General features: G+C 28.2%; 17 protein-coding genes. 3 read left to right on the forward strand and 14 right to left on the reverse strand.

The window, feature by feature from the left end; genetic code table 11:
* Positions 1-68 precede the first annotated feature (68 nt).
* On the forward strand, positions 69-854 hold the full coding sequence (murI, locus tag R3X25_RS11380) for a glutamate racemase (RefSeq protein ID WP_317674894.1): 786 nt from the start codon (positions 69-71) through the stop codon (positions 852-854).
* 25 nt (positions 855-879) lie between these two features.
* Here murI and R3X25_RS11385 read toward each other — a convergent pair whose 3' ends face one another.
* The 4 genes from R3X25_RS11385 to R3X25_RS11400 form a co-directional block, all read right to left on the reverse strand.
* On the reverse strand, positions 880-1,560 hold the full coding sequence (locus R3X25_RS11385) for a CPBP family intramembrane glutamic endopeptidase (protein WP_317674896.1): 681 nt from the start codon (positions 1,558-1,560) through the stop codon (positions 880-882).
* A gap of 40 nt (positions 1,561-1,600) precedes the next feature.
* Positions 1,601-2,113 (reverse strand): gamma carbonic anhydrase family protein, encoded by a 513-nt coding sequence (locus tag R3X25_RS11390; RefSeq protein ID WP_317674898.1) that lies wholly within the window; start codon positions 2,111-2,113, stop codon positions 1,601-1,603.
* Between the two features lie 347 nt (positions 2,114-2,460).
* On the reverse strand, positions 2,461-3,192 hold the full coding sequence (locus tag R3X25_RS11395) for a LytTR family DNA-binding domain-containing protein (protein ID WP_317674900.1): 732 nt from the start codon (positions 3,190-3,192) through the stop codon (positions 2,461-2,463).
* A gap of 3 nt (positions 3,193-3,195) precedes the next feature.
* On the reverse strand, positions 3,196-5,382 hold the full coding sequence (locus R3X25_RS11400) for a histidine kinase (protein WP_317674902.1): 2,187 nt from the start codon (positions 5,380-5,382) through the stop codon (positions 3,196-3,198).
* A 215-nt stretch (positions 5,383-5,597) separates the two neighbouring features.
* Here R3X25_RS11400 and R3X25_RS11405 point away from each other — a divergent pair, with 215 nt between their 5' ends.
* The gene (locus tag R3X25_RS11405) at positions 5,598-6,308 is read left to right on the forward strand and encodes an SIMPL domain-containing protein (protein WP_317674904.1); all 711 of its coding nucleotides are present in this window, start codon (positions 5,598-5,600) and stop codon (positions 6,306-6,308) included.
* A 61-nt stretch (positions 6,309-6,369) separates the two neighbouring features.
* Complete coding sequence (locus R3X25_RS11410; RefSeq protein WP_317674906.1) at positions 6,370-7,503, forward strand: VWA domain-containing protein; 1,134 nt, start codon at positions 6,370-6,372, stop codon at positions 7,501-7,503.
* 65 nt (positions 7,504-7,568) lie between these two features.
* Here the strand turns inward: R3X25_RS11410 and R3X25_RS11415 are convergent, their stop codons facing one another.
* The 10 genes from R3X25_RS11415 to leuD form a co-directional block, all read right to left on the reverse strand.
* Positions 7,569-9,635, reverse strand: coding sequence for a T9SS type A sorting domain-containing protein (locus tag R3X25_RS11415; RefSeq protein WP_317674908.1), 2,067 nt, complete (start codon positions 9,633-9,635; stop codon positions 7,569-7,571).
* Between the two features lie 117 nt (positions 9,636-9,752).
* Positions 9,753-10,100 (reverse strand): hypothetical protein, encoded by a 348-nt coding sequence (locus R3X25_RS11420; RefSeq protein ID WP_317674910.1) that lies wholly within the window; start codon positions 10,098-10,100, stop codon positions 9,753-9,755.
* A gap of 6 nt (positions 10,101-10,106) precedes the next feature.
* Complete coding sequence (locus tag R3X25_RS11425; protein WP_317674912.1) at positions 10,107-11,054, reverse strand: hypothetical protein; 948 nt, start codon at positions 11,052-11,054, stop codon at positions 10,107-10,109.
* Between the two features lie 94 nt (positions 11,055-11,148).
* Positions 11,149-11,901 (reverse strand): LytTR family DNA-binding domain-containing protein, encoded by a 753-nt coding sequence (locus R3X25_RS11430; RefSeq protein WP_317674914.1) that lies wholly within the window; start codon positions 11,899-11,901, stop codon positions 11,149-11,151.
* Positions 11,902-11,904: 3 nt separating this feature from the next.
* A complete protein-coding gene (locus R3X25_RS11435) occupies positions 11,905-14,814 on the reverse strand; it encodes a histidine kinase (protein ID WP_317674916.1) in 2,910 nt (969 codons plus the stop codon).
* A 269-nt stretch (positions 14,815-15,083) separates the two neighbouring features.
* Positions 15,084-16,052 carry a type IX secretion system membrane protein PorP/SprF gene (locus R3X25_RS11440; protein ID WP_317674918.1) on the reverse strand — a complete coding sequence of 323 codons (969 nt, stop codon included), beginning with the start codon at positions 16,050-16,052 and terminating at the stop codon, positions 15,084-15,086.
* A 64-nt stretch (positions 16,053-16,116) separates the two neighbouring features.
* Positions 16,117-16,398 carry a helix-turn-helix transcriptional regulator gene (locus R3X25_RS11445; RefSeq protein ID WP_317674920.1) on the reverse strand — a complete coding sequence of 94 codons (282 nt, stop codon included), beginning with the start codon at positions 16,396-16,398 and terminating at the stop codon, positions 16,117-16,119.
* Positions 16,399-16,503: 105 nt separating this feature from the next.
* Positions 16,504-17,559: a 3-isopropylmalate dehydrogenase gene (gene leuB / locus R3X25_RS11450; protein ID WP_317674922.1), complete on the reverse strand. Its 1,056-nt coding sequence runs from the start codon at positions 17,557-17,559 to the stop codon at positions 16,504-16,506.
* 111 nt (positions 17,560-17,670) lie between these two features.
* On the reverse strand, positions 17,671-19,194 hold the full coding sequence (locus R3X25_RS11455; protein WP_317674924.1) for an alpha-isopropylmalate synthase regulatory domain-containing protein: 1,524 nt from the start codon (positions 19,192-19,194) through the stop codon (positions 17,671-17,673).
* 158 nt (positions 19,195-19,352) lie between these two features.
* Positions 19,353-19,949, reverse strand: a complete 597-nt coding sequence (gene leuD, locus R3X25_RS11460; protein ID WP_317674926.1) for a 3-isopropylmalate dehydratase small subunit — start codon at positions 19,947-19,949, stop codon at positions 19,353-19,355.
* Positions 19,950-19,958: the final 9 nt, after the last annotated feature.

The raw sequence follows: 19,958 nt of genomic DNA on the forward strand, positions 1-19,958 counted from the left end.
TAGATAAAATTAAAATCCCGCAATAGCGGGATTTTTTTTACCTTTATTTTATAAATTATCTTCAAAAAATGCAACAACCTATCGGTTTATTTGATTCTGGAATTGGAGGAACTTCTATTTGGAAAGAAGTTGTAAAACAGTTACCCAATGAACAAACTATTTACCTAGCCGATAGCAAAAATGCACCTTATGGTGAAAAATCAAAAGAAGAAATTCTTAAATTCTCTATTAAAAATACCGAGTTGCTTTTAGAAAAAGGCTGTAAGCTAATTATTGTTGCTTGCAATACTGCCACTACAAACGCCATAGATTATTTACGAGCCAATTACAATGTGCCTTTTATTGGTATTGAACCAGCCATAAAACCTGCTGCGTTAAAAAGTAAAACTGAAGCTATTGGAATATTAGCAACCAAAGGAACACTTTCAAGTGCGTTGTTTGAAAAAACTACCAAAGTATACGCTAAAAATATTACAACTATTGAACAAGATGGTGAAGGATTGGTTCCATTAATTGAAGATGGTAAATTAGGTTCTTCAGAAATAAAGCAACTTTTAGAAAATTACTTAAAACCAATGTTAAAATTTAATATAGATCATTTGGTTTTAGGCTGTACACATTACCCTTACTTAATACCTCAAATAAGAGAAATTGTTGGTAAAAATGTAACTATAATTGATTCTGGTGAAGCAGTAGCAAAACAGACCAAAGCTATATTAACAAAACACAAATTATTAAATACTACCATAAACACAAAACCTCATCAGTTTTATAGCAATACCAACAAACAAGTTTTAGAAACAATTTTAAATAATGTTTTAGCTACATTTACTATTGAAGAATTAGAATTCTAGATAGCTTTATAACTAGTAATTAATTTTATATAATATTAGCTCCAATATTAAAACATATATGTACAATAATTGCAGGTATTAAACTATTCGTTTTTTCTTTATGGTAACCAGCAATTAGCCCTAGTAATATTCCAAAAGTTACAATATTTAGTACAATAACAATTGGTACACCAAGTGCAAGTAAAGCTAAATGCATTGCCCCAAAAAACACAGCTCCAATTATAACAGGTAAACTTAAATAAATATTAAAAAGTTGTAGACCAATATGCTTTAATGAAGATAAATAACCCTGTATTAAACCTCTTGTAAAAATTTCTTCAGAAATACTTGCTAAAATCCAAACATAAATAATTTCTTCAAACAATGAATATGCTGTAGTAGGCATATTTAATGAAGAATTAACAAATAAACTTCCAACTAAATACGATAGAAAACCAAAGACTAATGAAATAAAAATAATTTTTATATATGGAAAATTAAGACTCCAATTAAATCCATACGCTCTTAATTTTCCTTTATTCAATATTAAAATAATCAGAATTGAAAAAATCAACATAACCAAATGAGTTATTATTTTTTCTAGGTAAGGAAAATTGTGCGAAATACTTTTAGTATTCAATACCACCATTTGAGCAACACTTGATAGCATTAAAATAAGTATTCCTAAAGCAAGTGCAATTACTATTTTAATACTAGTAGTTTTCATGGTACAGCTATTTTTTTGAGTAGTTGATTAGATAAATCTACTACTTTTTATACCAACCAGAATATTTTACATAATTATTAGCAATTCTATCAATCTCTCCTGAAATTAATTCTTGACTAATATCTTTTATTTTTTTTGCTGGAATACCTGCGTAAATTGTTCCAGATTCCACATGAGTACCTTTGGTAACTATGGCACCAGCAGCAATAATAGAATTGCTTTCAACCACACAATCGTCCATAACTATTGCTCCCATTCCAATTAAAACATTGTCTTTAATTGTACAACCGTGCACCATTGCGTTATGCCCAATGGAAACGTTATTACCAATATTTGTTGGATATTTTTGATATGTTGCATGGATAACTGCACCATCTTGAACATTTACCTTATCGCCCATTTTTATATAATGAACATCTCCTCTAATTACTGCATTGTACCAAATACTGCATTGCTTACCCATTTCTACTTGCCCTATTATTACACAGTTTTCTGCTAAAAAACAATCGTCTCCAAATTGTGGTTTTACTCCGTTTAATTCTTTTATAATCATTGTTGAAATTTTAAGATGGTAAAGTTAAAATATTAAAAGAGAGTTGAAAAGTGAAAAGGTTTAAAAGTGAAAATAAAAAATGGATTTCTGCCTTCGCAGGAATAACAAACGTCTGTCTTTCTGAATGAAGAGCAACGAAATGAAGAATCTATAATTTTTGGGTTATGAGATATTTCGACTTCGCTCAATATGACAAATTGTGTTGTTATTCTAATAGCGTCAATTGAGAAACTTTGAGAAAAGTTGAAGCAACCTCATTTAAACAGGCAGATTACTTCAGTCGTTCCTCCTTAGTATTGACTAATTAAAAAGATTCTTCATTTCAACTTCGCTCGATACGTCAAAATTTATTTAAAAAATGCTAATAACTCAATTTTTCTAGAGGAAGAAACCGAAAGTTCTTTTCCGTTTTCTAATACTACCGTTCCTCCTTTTCCTTTTTTGTAATTCACAATATAGTTTACATTTACTAAATATGATTTGTGAATACGTGCAAAACTATTTTCCTTTAAAGCTTCTTCAAAATATTTAAGTGTTTTACTCACCAGCTTTTTTTGCCCATTTTTTAAAAACAAATGCGTGTAATTATCATCTGCTTTCGCGTATAAAACATCTTGAATTTCTAACACTTCAAACCCTTCTTGAGTTGGAATGGTAATTTTAGCATTATTAGAAATAGTTTTAGGTTTTAAAACCGTATTTTGAAGCTCGTTTTCACGCTCTTTTACTTCTGTAACATAATCTACTGCTTTTATCAATTCGTCAATAGAAATAGGCTTTAAAAGATAATACGAGGCATGTTTATTTAACGCCTCAATAGCATATTGGTTGTAAGCTGTTACAAAAATGGTTTCAAAATTATGATTCCCTACTTTTTCTAATAAATCAAAGGCGTTTCCATACGGCATTTCAACGTCTAAAAACACCAAATCAAGTTCGTTTGATTTTATTAAAACCAACGCTTCATCTACATTTTCAGCTTCACCTAAAACTTCTACTTGCGGACAGTATTTTTGAAGATAATTTTTTAAAATATCTCTACTTGTTTTTTCGTCTTCAACAATAATTGCTTTTAACATAACTTACTCTTTTTTTAGTGTTAAAATCACTTTAGTTCCAGAAGTATCAATGTATAAATCTTCAATAAAAACATCAACTTTATCACTGTACATTTCATTTAAAATGGCTACACGTTTTTTAATATTTGCCATTCCTTTAGATTGTTGTTTTTGTTGATTTTCAGTTTTCAACGCTTTAGATTTTGTGCGTCCAATTCCATTATCCGAAATTTCAATAACAATACTTTCTTCATTCTTTTTAATGAATGAAACCTTTAAAAAACCTTTTTCTTCTTTGTAACGCAATCCGTGCCAAACTGCATTTTCAACATATGGTTGCAATAACATTGGCGGAATTTGATATTCGTTTATAGTTAGATTTTCATCTATATTAATACTGTAATCAAATTTATCTTTAAAACGTGCGTGTTCCAATTTCATATACAGTTCAAGTAATTCAATTTCTTTTGAAAGCGGAATAAAATCTTGTTCAGAATTATTCAACACATTACGCATTAAGGTAGAAAATTCCGTTAAATATCTATTTGCCGAACGCTCATCGTTCTGGGCAATAAAACTATTTACAGAGTTTAATGCATTAAAAATAAAATGAGGATTCATTTGACTTCGTAACGATTTTAATGCTAATAAATTATTTGCCAATCTACGTTGCTTGTTGCTTTTATACATAAAATAAATAGCGGCTAACAACAATAATAAACCACCAATTAATGAATAAATTATTAACCGTTGACGCTTATAGTTTTCAACAGTAACTTGTTGTTCCGTTTCATACAATTTATACTGACTTTCGTTCAGTTCTCTATCTTTTTCTAAACTATTAATTCGATTTTGCTTTTCAGACAAGCTTTTACTTAAAGCAACTGCATCTTCAATTTCTTTCTCTTTCTTTTTATATAAAACGTCAACTAGAGCAACATATTCTTGATAATTACTCAATGCTTTTTTATAATCTCCAACATTTTTATACAGTTCAGAAAGTTGCTCAACAGCTTCCTTTTTTGTTTCAATATCTGAAACTTTATCAGCCTCGTTTTTACTTTTCTCCAAATAATCTATTGCCTTTGGAAATGATTTCTTTTTAGCATACGCGTTTCCAATATCTAAATTTAATTGTTGAACTGAAATATTTTCTTCAGCATCATTTTCAACAGAAACTTCTTCTAAATTAGCAGCTTCTAATTCTTTTAATGTTTCTTTTTTTAGTTCAATTTCTTTATCAAAATTTTGTTGATCTCTGTACTGATTTGCAACTGAATTATTAGTAATTGCTCTTTTATTAATACTTTGATTTTTAGAAACTGAAATTGCAGAATCTAAATAATTTTTAGCCTGCGAAGTTTTACCTTGAATTGTTAATACTTCAGCTAGTTTTGAATTTAAATCTGTAATTTTTTGTGTAAATTTATTTGCTTTAGCCAATGCTAGTGCTTTTACATAATTAGATTCAGAAACACTGAATTCTTTTAAACTTTTATAATTATTCCCTAACAACTCATACGTTTCCACTTTTTCTAATGAAGACATTTTTCCATTTAAAATAGTACTTAAAATACTATTACTTTCACTATATTTTTTAGCATAACTATATGCTTTTGCCAACTTTAGTTTTACAGAATTATTGCTTTTACTATTTAAAGAAGTTGTATAATTGTCCGTTGCTAAATCGTATTGTTTTAAGTTTACATATACATCACCCAAAACCTCATAAGCTTGTGCAATTTTATCGGTATTTCCTCTTTTTGAAGTTTGAGACTTTAGTGCTTTTTCAACGTGTTCTATACTTTTAAAAGGTTGTGTATTTTTTAATTTTATAGCAGCATCAATTTCTATATTAAATTGGTCTATAGTTTTACTTTTAAATTTTGAGCTTCTATACTGTGATACATCTTCAACCGTGTATTCTATACTTCCATCATACACATAGGTATTAATAATTACACCATCTTTACTCAATTCAATTACATCTCCAATACTCGCTTCAATAGTAAACCTACCATTAAAATCGGTAATAGTTTTTTTACTTGTACCTTGAACGCTTACCTCAATATCAACCAATCTATTACCATTTTCATCGGCAACAAAATCTGAATATATGGTAGTAGTATTTTGTTTAGATTCTTTCTCTTGAGTAAAAACCTCTACAGAAAACAATACAATTATAATAAAGAGAATTGATTTAAATTTCATTTTAAAACTTTGTTCTGTAAAGCTACATACTTTAACGCATTAAATAAAATGCATTTCTTTAGAATACTGCTAAAAACAATCTAAATCTACTATAAAAAATAGCGTACACCAATTAATACGTTTAGTTTACGCATTCAAAAATACCACTCACTCATTTTGCTTTTTTTCTGAAAAAAGTTGACACTACTTTTATAATGAATTTAAACCAACTAAAAATGAAAAAGCTAATTACATTATCAATTCTATTTTTAACATTCACAACTAATGCTCAAAATTTTCAAAAAAATTTTATAGACCAAAATTATATTGAATTAACTGGAACATCTAGATTAGAGTTAACTCCAAATGAAATCTATTTAAAAATTAGTATTAATGAAAATAATAAAAATGGAAAACTTTCGGTTGAAGAACAAGAAGAATTAATGGTTAAAACTTTAACAAATATTCCAATAACACTTGATAATAATTTTAAAATTATAGATTATACCAGCAACTTCAGATACTTCTTTTTAAAGAAAACCGATATTAGAAAATCTAAAACATATCAGCTAAAACTAGCAAATGGATTGGAAGTTGGAAAAGTATATTTAGCTCTAGAAAATATTGGAATTTCTAATATATCTATTGAAAAAATTGACCATAATGAGCTTGAAAAATTTAAACTAGAAACTAAAATTAAAGCCATTAAAATGGCTAAAACAAAAGCAGAAAAATACACCGAAGCTATTGGGCAAAACCTTGGTAAAGCAATTTATATACAAGAGGTAGAAAATTACAATCCAACTACATACAATAATAATATTCAAATTAGAGGAGCTTCATCTTACAATTCTATTTCAAAGTTCGAAAGTAAATCTTTTGAAAACATTGAATTTGAAAACATTGTAATTAACGCTAAAGTATTGGTGAAATTCAAATTAGAATAATACAACTTCTTAAACAAGTTCAGAATAACTAAAAAAACAATTATCACTAAAAACAAACAGTATGAAAACGCTTTTAAAATTATTAATCATCACACTAACCATCTCAAAATTTACTTGTAATGCTTCTAATTCAAAAGCAAAAAAACCAGCACCAAAGCAACAAATTAAAGTTGCATTATTATTAGATACCAGTAATAGTATGGACGGATTAATTAACCAAGCAAAAACACAGCTTTGGGAAATTGTAAATGAGCTTTCCTACGCAAAATGCGGTACACATCAGCCAGATTTACACATTGCGTTGTATGAGTATGGAAATGATGGATTAGAGCAATCAGATGGCTTTATTAGACAGGTATTAGATTTTAGTACTGATTTAGATGAAATATCTAAAAAACTATTTAGTTTACGAACCAACGGAGGAAGTGAATATTGTGGTGAGGTAATTCAATCTTCACTAAAAGATTTAAAATGGGGAACTAATAACACCGATTTAAAACTAATTTTTATTGCCGGAAACGAACCTTTTACGCAAGGAAAAATCAATTACAAAGAAGCAGCTTCTCTAGCTAATGAAAAAAATGTAACTGTAAATACAATTTTTTGTGGAAATTACGAGAATGGCATTTCAGGAAAATGGCAACATGGCGCTCAACTAACTAAAGGTGATTATATGACTATTGATCATAACAAAGCAATTGTTCATATTGCAACACCTTATGATAAAATTATTATTGAACAAAACAAAAAGCTGAATACAACCTATGTAAACTACGGAAGTGAAGGAAATTATAAAAAACAATTGCAAGCTGAACAAGATAGTGAAGCTGAAACTTTAGATGAAGTTGTTGTAGTTAAAAGAGCTGTAAGTAAAAGTAGCAGATTGTATAAAAACTCATCATGGGATTTGGTTGATGCTTCAAAAAAGAAAGAGTTTAAATATGATGATATAGACAAAAAAAGCCTACCTAAAGAACTTCAAAATAAAACTTCTTCTGAATTAAAAATGTATGTTGAAAAACAAGAAAAGGAACGCGAAAAAATTCAGAAAAAAATTCAGGAGTTAAATAATTTAAGAAAACAATATATTGCAAAGCAAAAAGCTAGTTCTAAAAACAATAGTACTAATTTAGATACCGCTATGATATCGGCTATTAAAAAACAAGCAAAAACTAAAAACTTTAGTTGGGAATAGTACTTAAATAAAAAGGTCGGTTAAATTAATTTAACCGACCTTTTTATTTTGAGAAAACTGTTTTATTAAGACTTTATAAATTTTTTAAAACCCACACCTTTATCTGTGGTAATTCTTACAAAATATACACCTTTAGTTAAGGTTGTGACATCAATACCATTTATATTACTCGTTTGCTTAACTAAAGATCCAGAACTGTTAAAAATACTAATATTTTTAATAGTTTGTTTTGTGCTTAAAAACAAACTATTTATTACTGGATTTGGATACAAAATAATTGAATTTGACACTTGATATTTATCAATGTTAAGAGTACTCAAATCGTATTCAAAGGCTCCCAAATCTATAGTTGTATTAAAAAACCTATTATTACCTAACACATCAAAATTTCCATATAATGTAGAATTGTAATAGGTATTATTACCTTGATCTAAAATATAAGAAGAGCTTGATGTTGGTTTATAATCAGCATCTAAATTTAAGGTATCACTTGTAGGATTTAAGGTTGTTATATTTGTAGCTGAAAAAGCACCATAAGTTCCACCATTAGAAACATTTGTAATTATTGCATTATTTATGGTTACTGAATATCCTGTTTCTCCACCTCTCCAAACATCTCTATCTACATAAGAACCATTTTTTGTATTTGCCCAAAACAACGAATTATTAATAGTTAAAACTCCGTAACTTGAACTTGAACTCATTGTAATTGACTGACCAAAGTTTGAACTAGGGTTATTAGTGTTAGTTACATTATTGTTAATTACGCTAGTATTAGTTAACGTTAATAACAATTGTCTATTATTATTCCAAGAGTTGTTATTAGGTTCTCTATATGCATTTATAATACCTAACTCTGTTTCATTATCGCTTATTAAAACATTTGCTAGGCCTACATACATGTCATTAAAACGAGTTTGCTCTAGGTAGATTAAAGCTTTTCCTATACTTCTATTATTTTGAAAACTTACATTTTGAAGTTTAAAACTATCTTTAAATACACGAGATTTTATTATATAATCGTTGCTATAATTATTTCTAATAATACTATTTACTAGCTTAAAACCTGTTATCCAATCTGGAGCACCAGCCCCTATTTGACGAATAAGTTGTGCGTAAATTACACCATTATCTTCATTAGCGCCATTACTTGAAACATCATAAATATTTTCTAAAATTAAACCGTCAAGTGTTACATTAATTGCATTTATTTCTATCAACCTATCGGCATTATCGCTTTTATTTGAAGTAAAATCGCCAACAATATCATCATTATTAAAATCACCTGTAATTATAGTTGCGTTATCTGTTTTAATTTTAGTTATATCTCTATCTGTTAATGCTGTTTCAGTACCATTAAACCCACCATAAATAGTTACAGTTTCATTAATTTGAATAGGTGTATTTTGTGCAGAAGGTGTGTAAACTCCTTTTGCTACCCATATTTTACTGTTTTCCGTTGCTACAGCCAATGCAGCTTGTATAGTTGTAAAAGCATCGCTCCAAGAGCTACCATCATTAGCGCCGGTTGCTAAACTATTCACAAAAATAGGCTCATAACCACAATTTGAGCTATAACTTGAAGTAGCATCTTTAGTCCAACCCGTTGCATATTGACTTGCATTAGATGGTGGCGTATATCCAGCATCTATTTGAATACAAGGTAAATTAGGGTTATTGTAAGATTTCATATAAATAAAATTGCTATTGTTTCCATTTGCAACATTTAATTTTGTTAAATCGTTCCCATAGACCAATATTTCAGCAATATTTGAATTATTACTAATATCAATTTCGGTTATATTATTATCCGCACAATGCAAACGTGTTAAAGCTAAATTAGCGCTTACATCTAGCTGTGTTAAATTGTTGCTATAGCAGTCTATTCTAGTAATATTTATAAACGCTTCAATTCCAGTTAAATCTGAAATTGATAAACTTGAAGCTAAAATACTTCCAGTAAAACTCTGTGCTTCAGAAACTGAAATCTCGGCATCTCCATTGGTATTGATAGATGTATCTGCTACCAGATAAGCTTTAAAATTAGCATCAGGTATAGATACATTTTGTGCTTTAACGTTTGTAAAAGCAATACTTAAAAATAAAAACAATTTGGGTAATAGTTTTTTCATAATCATTAGATTTTTTTGGGTTAAATATTAAAAATTAGTTAGTTAAATTTGAGTGAAATAGGCTGTAAAAAAAATGAAGAGAACTGCATTTATTAAATAATTTACAGCCTTTATTTGTTATGGTTTAGCATCACATTTACAATAATTACCGTATGGTGCTCGCACGCTTCCTCTGTTTATACCATTAAAGTAAGGTGCACTATAAGAGCCACTACCAGTATAGTCTCTTCTTACAATAAATTGTTGCAACATACATTGCCCATCAGAATTTTTTTGAACTACTGCTCCAACTGCCCATTGATATAATGGAACTCCAGTGACTTTATGCTTTACTGTAGACCATTTATTAGAAATTAAGTATTGAGAAAGGTTTTTCATACTTGTTTTACCATAATATGCATTTAAACCACTAATTGCAGCACTTTTTATGGCAGAATTAGTGTCAAATGTTCCTTTATTTGGCATTACCACTTAATTCATTGCTTTACCTTTCCAATCTTTACGCAATTCGTCAAATTTTCCAAATGTAACTTGTTCAGTTAGAGCAATGTTTTTATAATATTTTTTAATTTTTTCTGGATCTTTTGCGGCAATAACAAACTCTTTTGGCTGTGTATTGTTCATCCATTTATGACCTTCGTTATTATTTTTATGGTATACTTCTGCTCCTATTAACAAAACTCCGGGCTCTAATAAAAGTACATTTGTATTTGTCCATTCAGGACCTCCTCCCATTCCAAACTGGAATTGAATATTTCCTTTATCTGCAGATTTTCGGTAATGCTCTGGAACTACTCCATATCTTTTTTGATTTGGACTAAAATAGGCTGTTAACTCATACGTAGCTGGATTATATTCTATAGAAAAACCTTCATAAATATCTCCAGGATTAGAATCAAAATGGCTTGAAGGGTTTCTTACAAAATATTTAGATAAATGATAATAACCAGATAATTCTTTTGTATCTAAAAAACCTCCATCAAATGCTGGTAGTTTTTTATATTTTGTTCTATTTAAAACATATAGCTGCCCATTTTTAAACTTTGCATCATCACCACTTTCTACTGGAGAAGGAATTGTAGACACTGTTACACCTTGGTTATTTGCTTTAGCCACTATAGCTTTTTGTTCTTCAAGTTGTTTTTGTTGGTGTTCTTTGTACTTTTTAAAGTATAGCTCTTGTTTTTCTGTATCGTTTGGATATTTTTCAGCTAATTCTTTTTTAAATTCTTCATCAGAATACTCATTGTCTGAATTTTGAGTTTCAATAGTATTATTGGTGTTTTGAGTTGAAGAATTTACTTTACTTTTAACTTTTTTGGTAACGGATTGTTTTGCTTTTTTTACAAGTTTACCAAACTGAACATTTGATGTGTTAAAGCTGAATGCTAAAAAACACATAACAATAATTTTTTTCATTTTAGTAGTTTTATTTCTTCAAATAAAGAAAGTAAAACACATAAACCAATGGTTCTTTTTCTAAAGTCTAGGTTTTTTTTTCTGAAATACTAGTTTATAAAAAGGTTTCCTTAATAATTGCTAAAAATTGTTCTTTTTTAGATTTCGAAATTGGAATTCTTTTTTTAGTGCTCATTACTAAATAATCACCATCTTCTTTTATTAACTCATCCACATATTTTAAGTTAATTAAATATGATCTATGGCATTTAAAAAATAAAGTATTATTTGAAAGTTGCTCTACAAAATGCTTTAAAGGTTTACAGATAATTTTAGGTTTCGAGTTTTTTAAGATAACATTTGTGTACATACCATCTGCCTCAAAAAGCACAATATCATCATGCGAAGCAAATAAAATTCCCTTTGGAACTTCTAAAGCAATTTTATCTATAGCTAACTGCTTTAGAGATTCACGTAATTTTTGTAATTGAATATTGGTATTATTGTTTTCAATTGCTTTAGAAGCTTTAATAATAGCCGCTTTTAACTCTAAAACATCTATTGGCTTTAACAAATAATCTATGGCCGATAGTTTAAATGCATCTATAGCATAATGATTGTAAGCAGTTACAAAAATTATTTCAAAATCTATAGTTTCAGAAAAATAATCTAAAATACTTAAACCAGACTCTTCAGGCATTTCAATATCTAAAAAAACAATTTTAGGTTTCACTTCTTTGATTAAAGCTACACCTGATTTTAAATCTTGCGCTTCATGTAGTGCCGTAATTAAAGGGCAGTGTTCTTTAATTAAACTTGACAATAAATGTCTTGCTCTTTTTTCATCATCAATTATAACTGCTTTCATTGTTTATTTTTTTACTGACATTGTAATAATAACAAGTGTTCCAGTTGCTATATTATTTGAATATAAATCTTCAATTTTAATTGCAATATCACGGTTTAATTTATTTTTATATAATGAAACTCTTTCCTGGTTGGCTTTTGTTGCAAAAGGTTGATGTCTTTTAGATGATTGGTTTATTTCTTTAGAGGCTTTTCTACCAATACCATTATCTTTTATACGTATTTGAATTTTTTTATTTTGGTCTATAAAATTTACTGCAATACTTAAAATTTTATCTTCTTTTTTATGAAGTAAACCATGTTTTAAAGCATTTTCTACGTATGGTTGAATAAATAATGAAGGTACTTTAACTATTTCTGTATTTATGGCTTGGTCAACATTAACAGTGTAGTTAAATTCTTCTTCAAAACGTACTCTTTCTAATTCTAAATATAATTTTAATGCATGTAATTCTTCTGATAATGTTATTTCATTTTCTTGGCTGTAATCTAAATACATTCTAATTAAACGACTAAATTTAACTAAATAAGAGCTAGCCAAATCTTTATGATTAGAAACAATATAATCTTGAATAGAATTTAATGCATTAAATATAAAATGAGGATTCATTTGAGATCTTAAATTCTCCAATCTTAAATTAGCTATTCTATTTTCTGCAATTATTTTACTTATTTCTGTTAAACGCTGATTCTCTTTATCTTTTAATCGCTTTTTAAAATACATATATAATAAGCTTAAAGAAATTGCAAGAATTAAAATATAAAACCAATACCATTGCCAAAATGGTTTTTTAATTATAAATAAAATTGGAGAAATAGCTACACTATTAGTTCCGTTTATATTGGTAGCTTTTAATTCAAAGTTATATTTTCCACTAGATAAACTATTAAATTCTACATAGTGCATACCTATAGGTATTGAATTCCATTTTTCTGAAATTTTATTCAAACGGTATTGGTATAAAATATTTTTATTAGATTGAAATCCATTTGAATTAAATTCAATTCTAATTTTATTTAAATAGTATGGTAATTTGTATTCATAATTTACAAGTGTGTCCCTATCATTTATTAATATATTATCAATACTAACTTGAGCTGTTTTATAATTTTTAAACAACTTATTATTTTTTGGTAAAATATAAAATTGATTAGGCATAAAAAGCACCAAGTTGTCTTTTAGAACTAAAATATTATTTATAGATTGATTAATACCATCTTGTTCACTTAACAATTTTAATACTTCAGTTTCTTCATTGTATTTATAAATAGCATTATCAGTTACAAGCCATAAATACTTACCATCTGATTCAATAGCACTTATATTTTTAGGGAATTTTACACTGCTTCTTATAAATTCTCCATCTTTATAATAAAGTAAGCCATAATTTTTAGTTGCTAACCAAATATTACTTTTGGTTTGTGTTATTTCATTTACATGAATACTTTGATTGTTATAATTTACTTCTTCAAGAGTTTCATTAAATAAGTTATATCTAAACAATCCATCTAAAAACGAAATGTACAAGATATTATTTATATTTAATGCAGTTTTTACTCTTTTAGAAGCAACTAATTTTAGTGAATCTGAAGTATATGGATTTTTATATATAATGGCTTCTTTATAATTTCCATAAAACAATTGTTTCTCACCTATTTTTAAAATTTTTTTAGCAACTGAATATTTGTTTTTTTTATTCTCTACCGAATAATCATTTAAATTAACTATATACGATTGGGAAGCATTAATGCTTACAATAATTTTATTCTTTTCACTATCAAAAAACAAATTACCAACTACTTTTTTACTATTTAATTGTATTGTTTTTTTATATACTCCTTTATTGTAAAAATGCAGTTTTCCATTATTTGTCCCTACTAAAAAGTTATTCGTATTTAATTTACAAACAGCTGTAATTTTATCTTTAGAATTAGATAAACTAATGCTTCTAATATTTAAATTTGGAGAAACAATAATACCATTATCTAAAGTAGTTAACCAATAATTTTTATTAAAATCAACTTCTACATCAGTTACTGATTCATTTTTAAAAATATGTTCAATAAACACAAATTTATTTATGTTTAGAAGTTGATAAACATATACACCTTCAGTTGTTAAAAACCAATACACATTATTAATTTTTTTAATATTATAAATGGTAATATCTTCAATTAACTTTGGAGTGTTTAACTTCAACACATCCTTTTCATGTTGAATACTATAAAATTGATTTAAACCCTCTACTTGAAAACTTAATATAGCTAAATTATTGAATGCATAAAATCTTGGAAGCCCAACATAACTTTCAATTTCTAACTGAAGAATGTTTTTTAGAGTTTGATTTGACTCATAAATATTATATATTATTTTTTTGTTTTGGTTTTGTGATGAAAAAAAATAATGTGACTTCTTATTAGAACTTGCACTTAATACCACTCCATTGTATATTTCAGTAATATTTTTAGTGTTTTTATCTATTTGATAAACACCAGAAACTGTATACAATTCTATAACATTTTTTTTTATAGAAAAATATGCCAATTGCCCATTTGTAAAATTACTAGCATTATAAAAAAGCTTTAATACATTGTTTTCAATATAAAAAATTTGTCCATAAATATTATTACACCAAATAGTTCCTTGAGAATCTTTTTTTAAACCAAAAACCGATCCTCCAATTTGATTTTCATTTACAATTTTAGTATAATTATTACCGTTGTATTTGTATAATCCTTTTCTTGCTGATAGCCAAATTGCATGATCATCACTTTCAATAAGATCATAAAATACCGTATCTGGTAAATCAGAAATATTTAACAAATTATTACTAATTGGATTTTGTCCAATAACATTTATCACTACTATAAAGAATGATAACTTAAAAAATATTTTTTTTAGTATCCTTAACATTGTTCAGAAATTCAAACTTACAAACTACCTATAAATTATAAGATTTTTTTTTCTGTATTTAGGCGTTTTTTTTCTAAAAAGTAAAAAATAAAAGTAATTTATGTAAATAATTATTTATGGTTAAAAGAATGTTACCACAGAATTTGGAATTATTAAGCTATTAAAAATAATCAAAACTTTAGTTGGGAATAGTACTTTGATTGTCATTTTGAGTGAACCAAAAAAATCAAAACAAGATTTTTAATTTATTCAAAATGGCAATTCTTTTTTTAGAATGAACCATTTATATTTGGACAGCCACTTGCTCTAGGCGTTCTACATCCAAAATTAAAACCTAAAGTAAGTTGGTGGTATCCAGCGTCTTCAAACAAAATATCGCCACTTTGTTTTGTATATGTGTACGATACCATAAAATTCTTATAATTAACACCAACTATTGGTGTTATGTATTTTAATTCTTCCGTAGCTGAATTATCAAAACCTCTTCTGTATGAAATTGCAGCCCATAACAGAGATTCATTCATTTTTTTGTAAATTTTCATATTAAAATCTACAAATTTTTCTCCAGTAAGTTCAATTGCTTGTCCCATAATAGAAGGTTCAAACTGAATGCTTTTTCCTTGACCAAAATAGTAACCAACAGTTGCTAAATAACGTCTTAAATTCATAGATTCATATCTATCATCGTATAAGCTTCTTGCACTAAACATCACATTTTTTGCAGTAAAATATGAGAAAAATCCTCTATTATGATATGCAAAACTTATATCTGAATTAAAATAGCTTTCATTTCTAATAATAGGAAAAGTATCTCCAGAAGGTTCAAAAGAACGTTGATCTAAACTATTGTTTACCGCCATTAATGATAGTCCAAAAGAAAGTTGATGTGCTTCTTCAGGTCTTCCTAAATCAATATGATATGCGTATGTACCTTGTATACCTTGTTGTGAATGGTATCCATTTTTATCATTAAATAAAATAATTCCTACTCCAGCATTTGTTCCAACTCGTGTATGTGCACTTAATGTTTGTAAAGCTGGTGCATCTGAAATTCCACTCCATTGTGTTCTACCTGTTAATCTAACCTTTCCACAATTCCCAATACCGGCAGCTGAAGGGTGTACTAAATACACATTATCTGATAAATAATCGGAATATATAGGTAATGTTTCTTGTGCTTTAACAAAAATTGGAATTGTTAAAAACAATAAAACAATTAAAACTTGAAATTTTTTCATTTTTATAGAATAATTCCCAAATATAAAATATTTATAGGTATAAACTTATTTCTTGATTAATATATTATTCAGAAACATTAAAAAGCGATAAAACTTTACTTTTTCCTTCTTCATTTTTTCCAATAAAAAGTTTAATGTTAAGAAATTCCAAAACCTTAATTAATGTTCCAAATCTAAAGTCGTGCGCATCTGCTTTTGAAGCTAATAATTCATTAATTGCAGTTTTACTTAAATGAGTTGCTTTACTTAAATCACTTTTAGTAATACCATTATTTCTCATTTTTTTACGAATAACTTTTGCAATTTGTAATCTGCTATTTACTTCTGTAAGATTTATAGATAACATATTTTTAGCTATAGAATTAGACTTCACCCTAATTTACTAATTTTTAGGCAAATAAAAAAGCCATCTCTAATTAGAAATGGCTTTTTAAAATATATTTAAGGTTGATTACACGTTAGCCGCTAACCAATCTCCTACTTCACTTGTTCCGTAAGCTTTTGCTCCATCTGCTAAATCTTCTGTAACAATACCTTTACTTAAAGCTTTATTTACAACTTCTCTAATTGCTTTTCCTTCTGCTTGTAAACCAAAGTTTTCAAACATCATTGCAGCAGATAAAACTGTTGCCATTGGGTTTGCTATATTTAATCCTGTAGCTTGTGGATACGAACCGTGAATTGGCTCAAACAAACCAATATCAGAACCTAACGATGCTGAAGGCATTAATCCCATAGATCCAGAAATTACAGAAGCTTCATCGGTTAAAATATCTCCAAATAAGTTTTCAGTAATTAATACATCGTAACTATTTGGCCATTGTACCAAACGCATTGCAACTGCATCAACAAACTCATAAGAAACCTCAACTTCAGGATAGTCTTTTTCCATAGCCTGTACAGTTTCTCTCCATAAACGAGATGTTTCTAATACATTTGCTTTATCTACACAACATAATTTTTTAGAACGAGTCATTGCTAATTCAAAACCTTTTTTAGCTAATCGTTGCACTTCTTCTCTTGTATAAACACAATTATCAAAAGCAGTTTCTCCACCATCTCTTCTACCCTTTTCACCAAAGTAAATTCCACCAGTTAATTCACGTAAAAAAACTAAATCTGTTCCTTCAATACGCTCTCTTTTTAATGGCGATTTTTCTAATAATGAAGGAAATGTAAACGTTGGACGTACATTAGCAAATAAACCTAAAGCTTTACGCATTTTTAATAAACCTTGCTCTGGTCTAACTTTTGCTGATGGATCATTATCAAATCTAGGATGACCAATTGCGCCAAATAAAACAGCATCAGAACTTTTACAAATTTCGTGTGTTTCATCTGGATAAGGCTCACCAACTGCATCAATAGCTGCAGCACCAGTTAATGCTGGTTTCCAGTTTATTTCATGTTTAAATTTTGATGCTACTACATCACATACCTTTACTGCTTGGTCTATTACTTCTGGCCCAATTCCATCACCTGCTAATAGTGCTATATTTAATTTCATTGTTTTACGCTTTTGGCTGTTCGTTTTTGACAATTTACTACAAGAACAGCTAATTATTTATTTTATTATATTTTTTAGCTAATAACTAAAGGCTAAAAGCTAATTGCTTATTTAAATTATATTCAACATTTTTTCAGTGGCTTTAATTGCAGATACTGTTTGATCTGAATCTAAACCATGAGTTATAAATTCTCGTTTTTTAGTTCTCCAAGTTATAATTGTTTCACATAACGCATCAGAATTACTTCCAGGAGGAATTCTAACTGCATAATCAATTAAATCTGGTAATTGTCTTTTACTATGTGTTTTGTACAATCTACTCAATGCTTTCATAAATGCATCGTATTGTCCATCACCTTGCGCATGTGCTTCATATAAAACACCTTCAACTCTTAATTGTAAAGTAGCTGATGGTTTCATTCCTCTGGCATGCCCTAAAACATAGTTTTCTACAACTATACGTTTTTCAATAGTATCACTATCTAAAACATCGGAAATAATATATGGTAAATCATCTTGAGAAACCACTTCTTTTTTATCTCCTAATTCAATAATACGCTGAGTAACTTTTTTTAAATCTTCATCATTTAACTCTAAACCAAGTTCTTGAAGATTTTTTTCAATATTTGCCTTACCTGAAGTTTTACCTAAAGCATATTTACGTTTTCTTCCAAAACGTTCTGGCAATAAATCGTTAAAATAAAGATTGTTTTTATTATCTCCATCTGCATGAATACCTGCAGTTTGCGTAAACACATTATCACCTACAATTGGTTTATTTGCAGGTATTCTAAATCCAGAAAACGCTTCTATAATTTTACTAACTTTATTTAATGAAGTTTCTTTTACAGAAATTTCAATTTCATCTTTATAAAAGTCATTTACTACAGCAACCACACTAGCCAAAGGAGCATTTCCTGCTCTTTCACCCATTCCATTCACAGTTAAATGCAAGCCTTTTGCACCTGCTTCTATAGATTCCATAACATTTGCTACGCTTAAATCATAATCGTTATGCGCATGAAAATCAAAATGTAAATCTGGATATTTTGTTGTTATTTTAGAAAAATAATTGAATGTTTCTCTATGTGTTAATACACCTAAAGTATCAGGTAATAAAATTCTCTCTATAGGAAGTGTTGCTAAAAAATCTAAAAATTGAAAAACATAATCAGGTGAGTTTCGCATTCCATTACTCCAATCTTCTAGATATACATTTGTTTTAACTCCACTATTACCAGCTAATTCAACAACCTTTTTTATATCTGAAAAATGTTTTTCTGGCGTTTTTTTAAGCTGATGTTTTAAATGGTTTAATGAGCCTTTAGTTAATAAATTTTGAACTGTTGCTCCTGCTTTCAACATCCAATCAATAGATTTTCCTCCATCTACAAATGTTAGCATTTCCACACGATTTAAATAACCTTGCTCTTTTGCCCATTTGGTAATTGCTTTTACAGCTTGAAATTCTCCTTCTGAAACTCTTGCAGATGCTACTTCGATTCTATCTACCTGTAAATCTTCAATAAGCAATTTTGCTATTGTCAATTTTTCTGAAGAAGAAAAAGATACTCCGGATGTTTGTTCGCCATCTCGGAGCGTAGTATCCATTATTTCAATTTTTCTTTTTTTCATTTTCTAAACAGTTGTTTACTGTTATTCCTGCGCAGACAGGAATCTATACTAGTCTTCATAAATGGATTCCTGCCTACGCAGGAATGACAACTAAAAAAAATTTACTTTCAAGTGATTTCGACTCCGCTCAATCACCATCTTAAAAATTCTAATTCAGACTAAAACGGTCTTTTATCAGCAAAGTCTTTTATTTCTTCTTTCATTTTTGATAAATAGTCTATATCATCAAAACCATTTAACATATTATCTTTCTTATAACCATTAATATCAAAAGATTCTTGTTCACCAGTTTCTAATAATGTAATTGTTTGTTTTGGTAAATCTATTTCAATTTCTGTATTAGGATCAGCTTCAATTGCTTTAAATATTTTATCTAAAAATTCAGCACTAACCTGCACTGGAAGTACTCCAATATTTAAACAGTTTCCTCTAAAAATATCAGCAAAGAAACTAGAAACCACACAACGGAATCCATAATCGTACACTGCCCAAGCAGCGTGCTCTCTTGAAGAACCTGAACCGAAGTTTTTACCTCCAACTAATATTTTTCCTGAATATATTGGATTGTTTAATACAAATTGTTCTTTTGGTGAATTGTCTGGATTGTATCTCCAATCTCTAAATAAATTATCACCAAATCCTTTACGCTCTGTTGCTTTTAAGAAACGAGCTGGTATTATTTGATCTGTGTCTACGTTTTCAATTGGTAATGGAACCGCAGAACTTTTTAATATTTCGAATTTATCGTAAGCCATTTTCGTAGT

Origin of the sequence: Lutibacter sp. TH_r2 (assembly GCF_033101135.1) — a bacterium.
Taxonomy (GTDB): Bacteria; Bacteroidota; Bacteroidia; order Flavobacteriales; family Flavobacteriaceae; genus Lutibacter.

Bases quoted from the DNA above. Each gene is read 5' to 3' on its own strand.
- murI (WP_317674894.1), top strand. From the start codon at position 69: ATGCAACAACCTATCGGTTTATTTGATTCTGGAATTGGAGGAACTTCT.
- R3X25_RS11385 (WP_317674896.1), bottom strand. From the start codon at position 1,560: ATGAAAACTACTAGTATTAAAATAGTAATTGCACTTGCTTTAGGAATA.
- R3X25_RS11390 (WP_317674898.1), bottom strand. From the start codon at position 2,113: ATGATTATAAAAGAATTAAACGGAGTAAAACCACAATTTGGAGACGAT.
- R3X25_RS11395 (WP_317674900.1), bottom strand. From the start codon at position 3,192: ATGTTAAAAGCAATTATTGTTGAAGACGAAAAAACAAGTAGAGATATT.
- R3X25_RS11400 (WP_317674902.1), bottom strand. From the start codon at position 5,382: ATGAAATTTAAATCAATTCTCTTTATTATAATTGTATTGTTTTCTGTA.
- R3X25_RS11405 (WP_317674904.1), top strand. From the start codon at position 5,598: ATGAAAAAGCTAATTACATTATCAATTCTATTTTTAACATTCACAACT.
- R3X25_RS11410 (WP_317674906.1), top strand. From the start codon at position 6,370: ATGAAAACGCTTTTAAAATTATTAATCATCACACTAACCATCTCAAAA.
- R3X25_RS11415 (WP_317674908.1), bottom strand. From the start codon at position 9,635: ATGAAAAAACTATTACCCAAATTGTTTTTATTTTTAAGTATTGCTTTT.
- R3X25_RS11420 (WP_317674910.1), bottom strand. From the start codon at position 10,100: ATGCCAAATAAAGGAACATTTGACACTAATTCTGCCATAAAAAGTGCT.
- R3X25_RS11425 (WP_317674912.1), bottom strand. From the start codon at position 11,054: ATGAAAAAAATTATTGTTATGTGTTTTTTAGCATTCAGCTTTAACACA.
- R3X25_RS11430 (WP_317674914.1), bottom strand. From the start codon at position 11,901: ATGAAAGCAGTTATAATTGATGATGAAAAAAGAGCAAGACATTTATTG.
- R3X25_RS11435 (WP_317674916.1), bottom strand. From the start codon at position 14,814: ATGTTAAGGATACTAAAAAAAATATTTTTTAAGTTATCATTCTTTATA.
- R3X25_RS11440 (WP_317674918.1), bottom strand. From the start codon at position 16,052: ATGAAAAAATTTCAAGTTTTAATTGTTTTATTGTTTTTAACAATTCCA.
- R3X25_RS11445 (WP_317674920.1), bottom strand. From the start codon at position 16,398: ATGTTATCTATAAATCTTACAGAAGTAAATAGCAGATTACAAATTGCA.
- leuB (WP_317674922.1), bottom strand. From the start codon at position 17,559: ATGAAATTAAATATAGCACTATTAGCAGGTGATGGAATTGGGCCAGAA.
- R3X25_RS11455 (WP_317674924.1), bottom strand. From the start codon at position 19,194: ATGAAAAAAAGAAAAATTGAAATAATGGATACTACGCTCCGAGATGGC.
- leuD (WP_317674926.1), bottom strand. From the start codon at position 19,949: ATGGCTTACGATAAATTCGAAATATTAAAAAGTTCTGCGGTTCCATTA.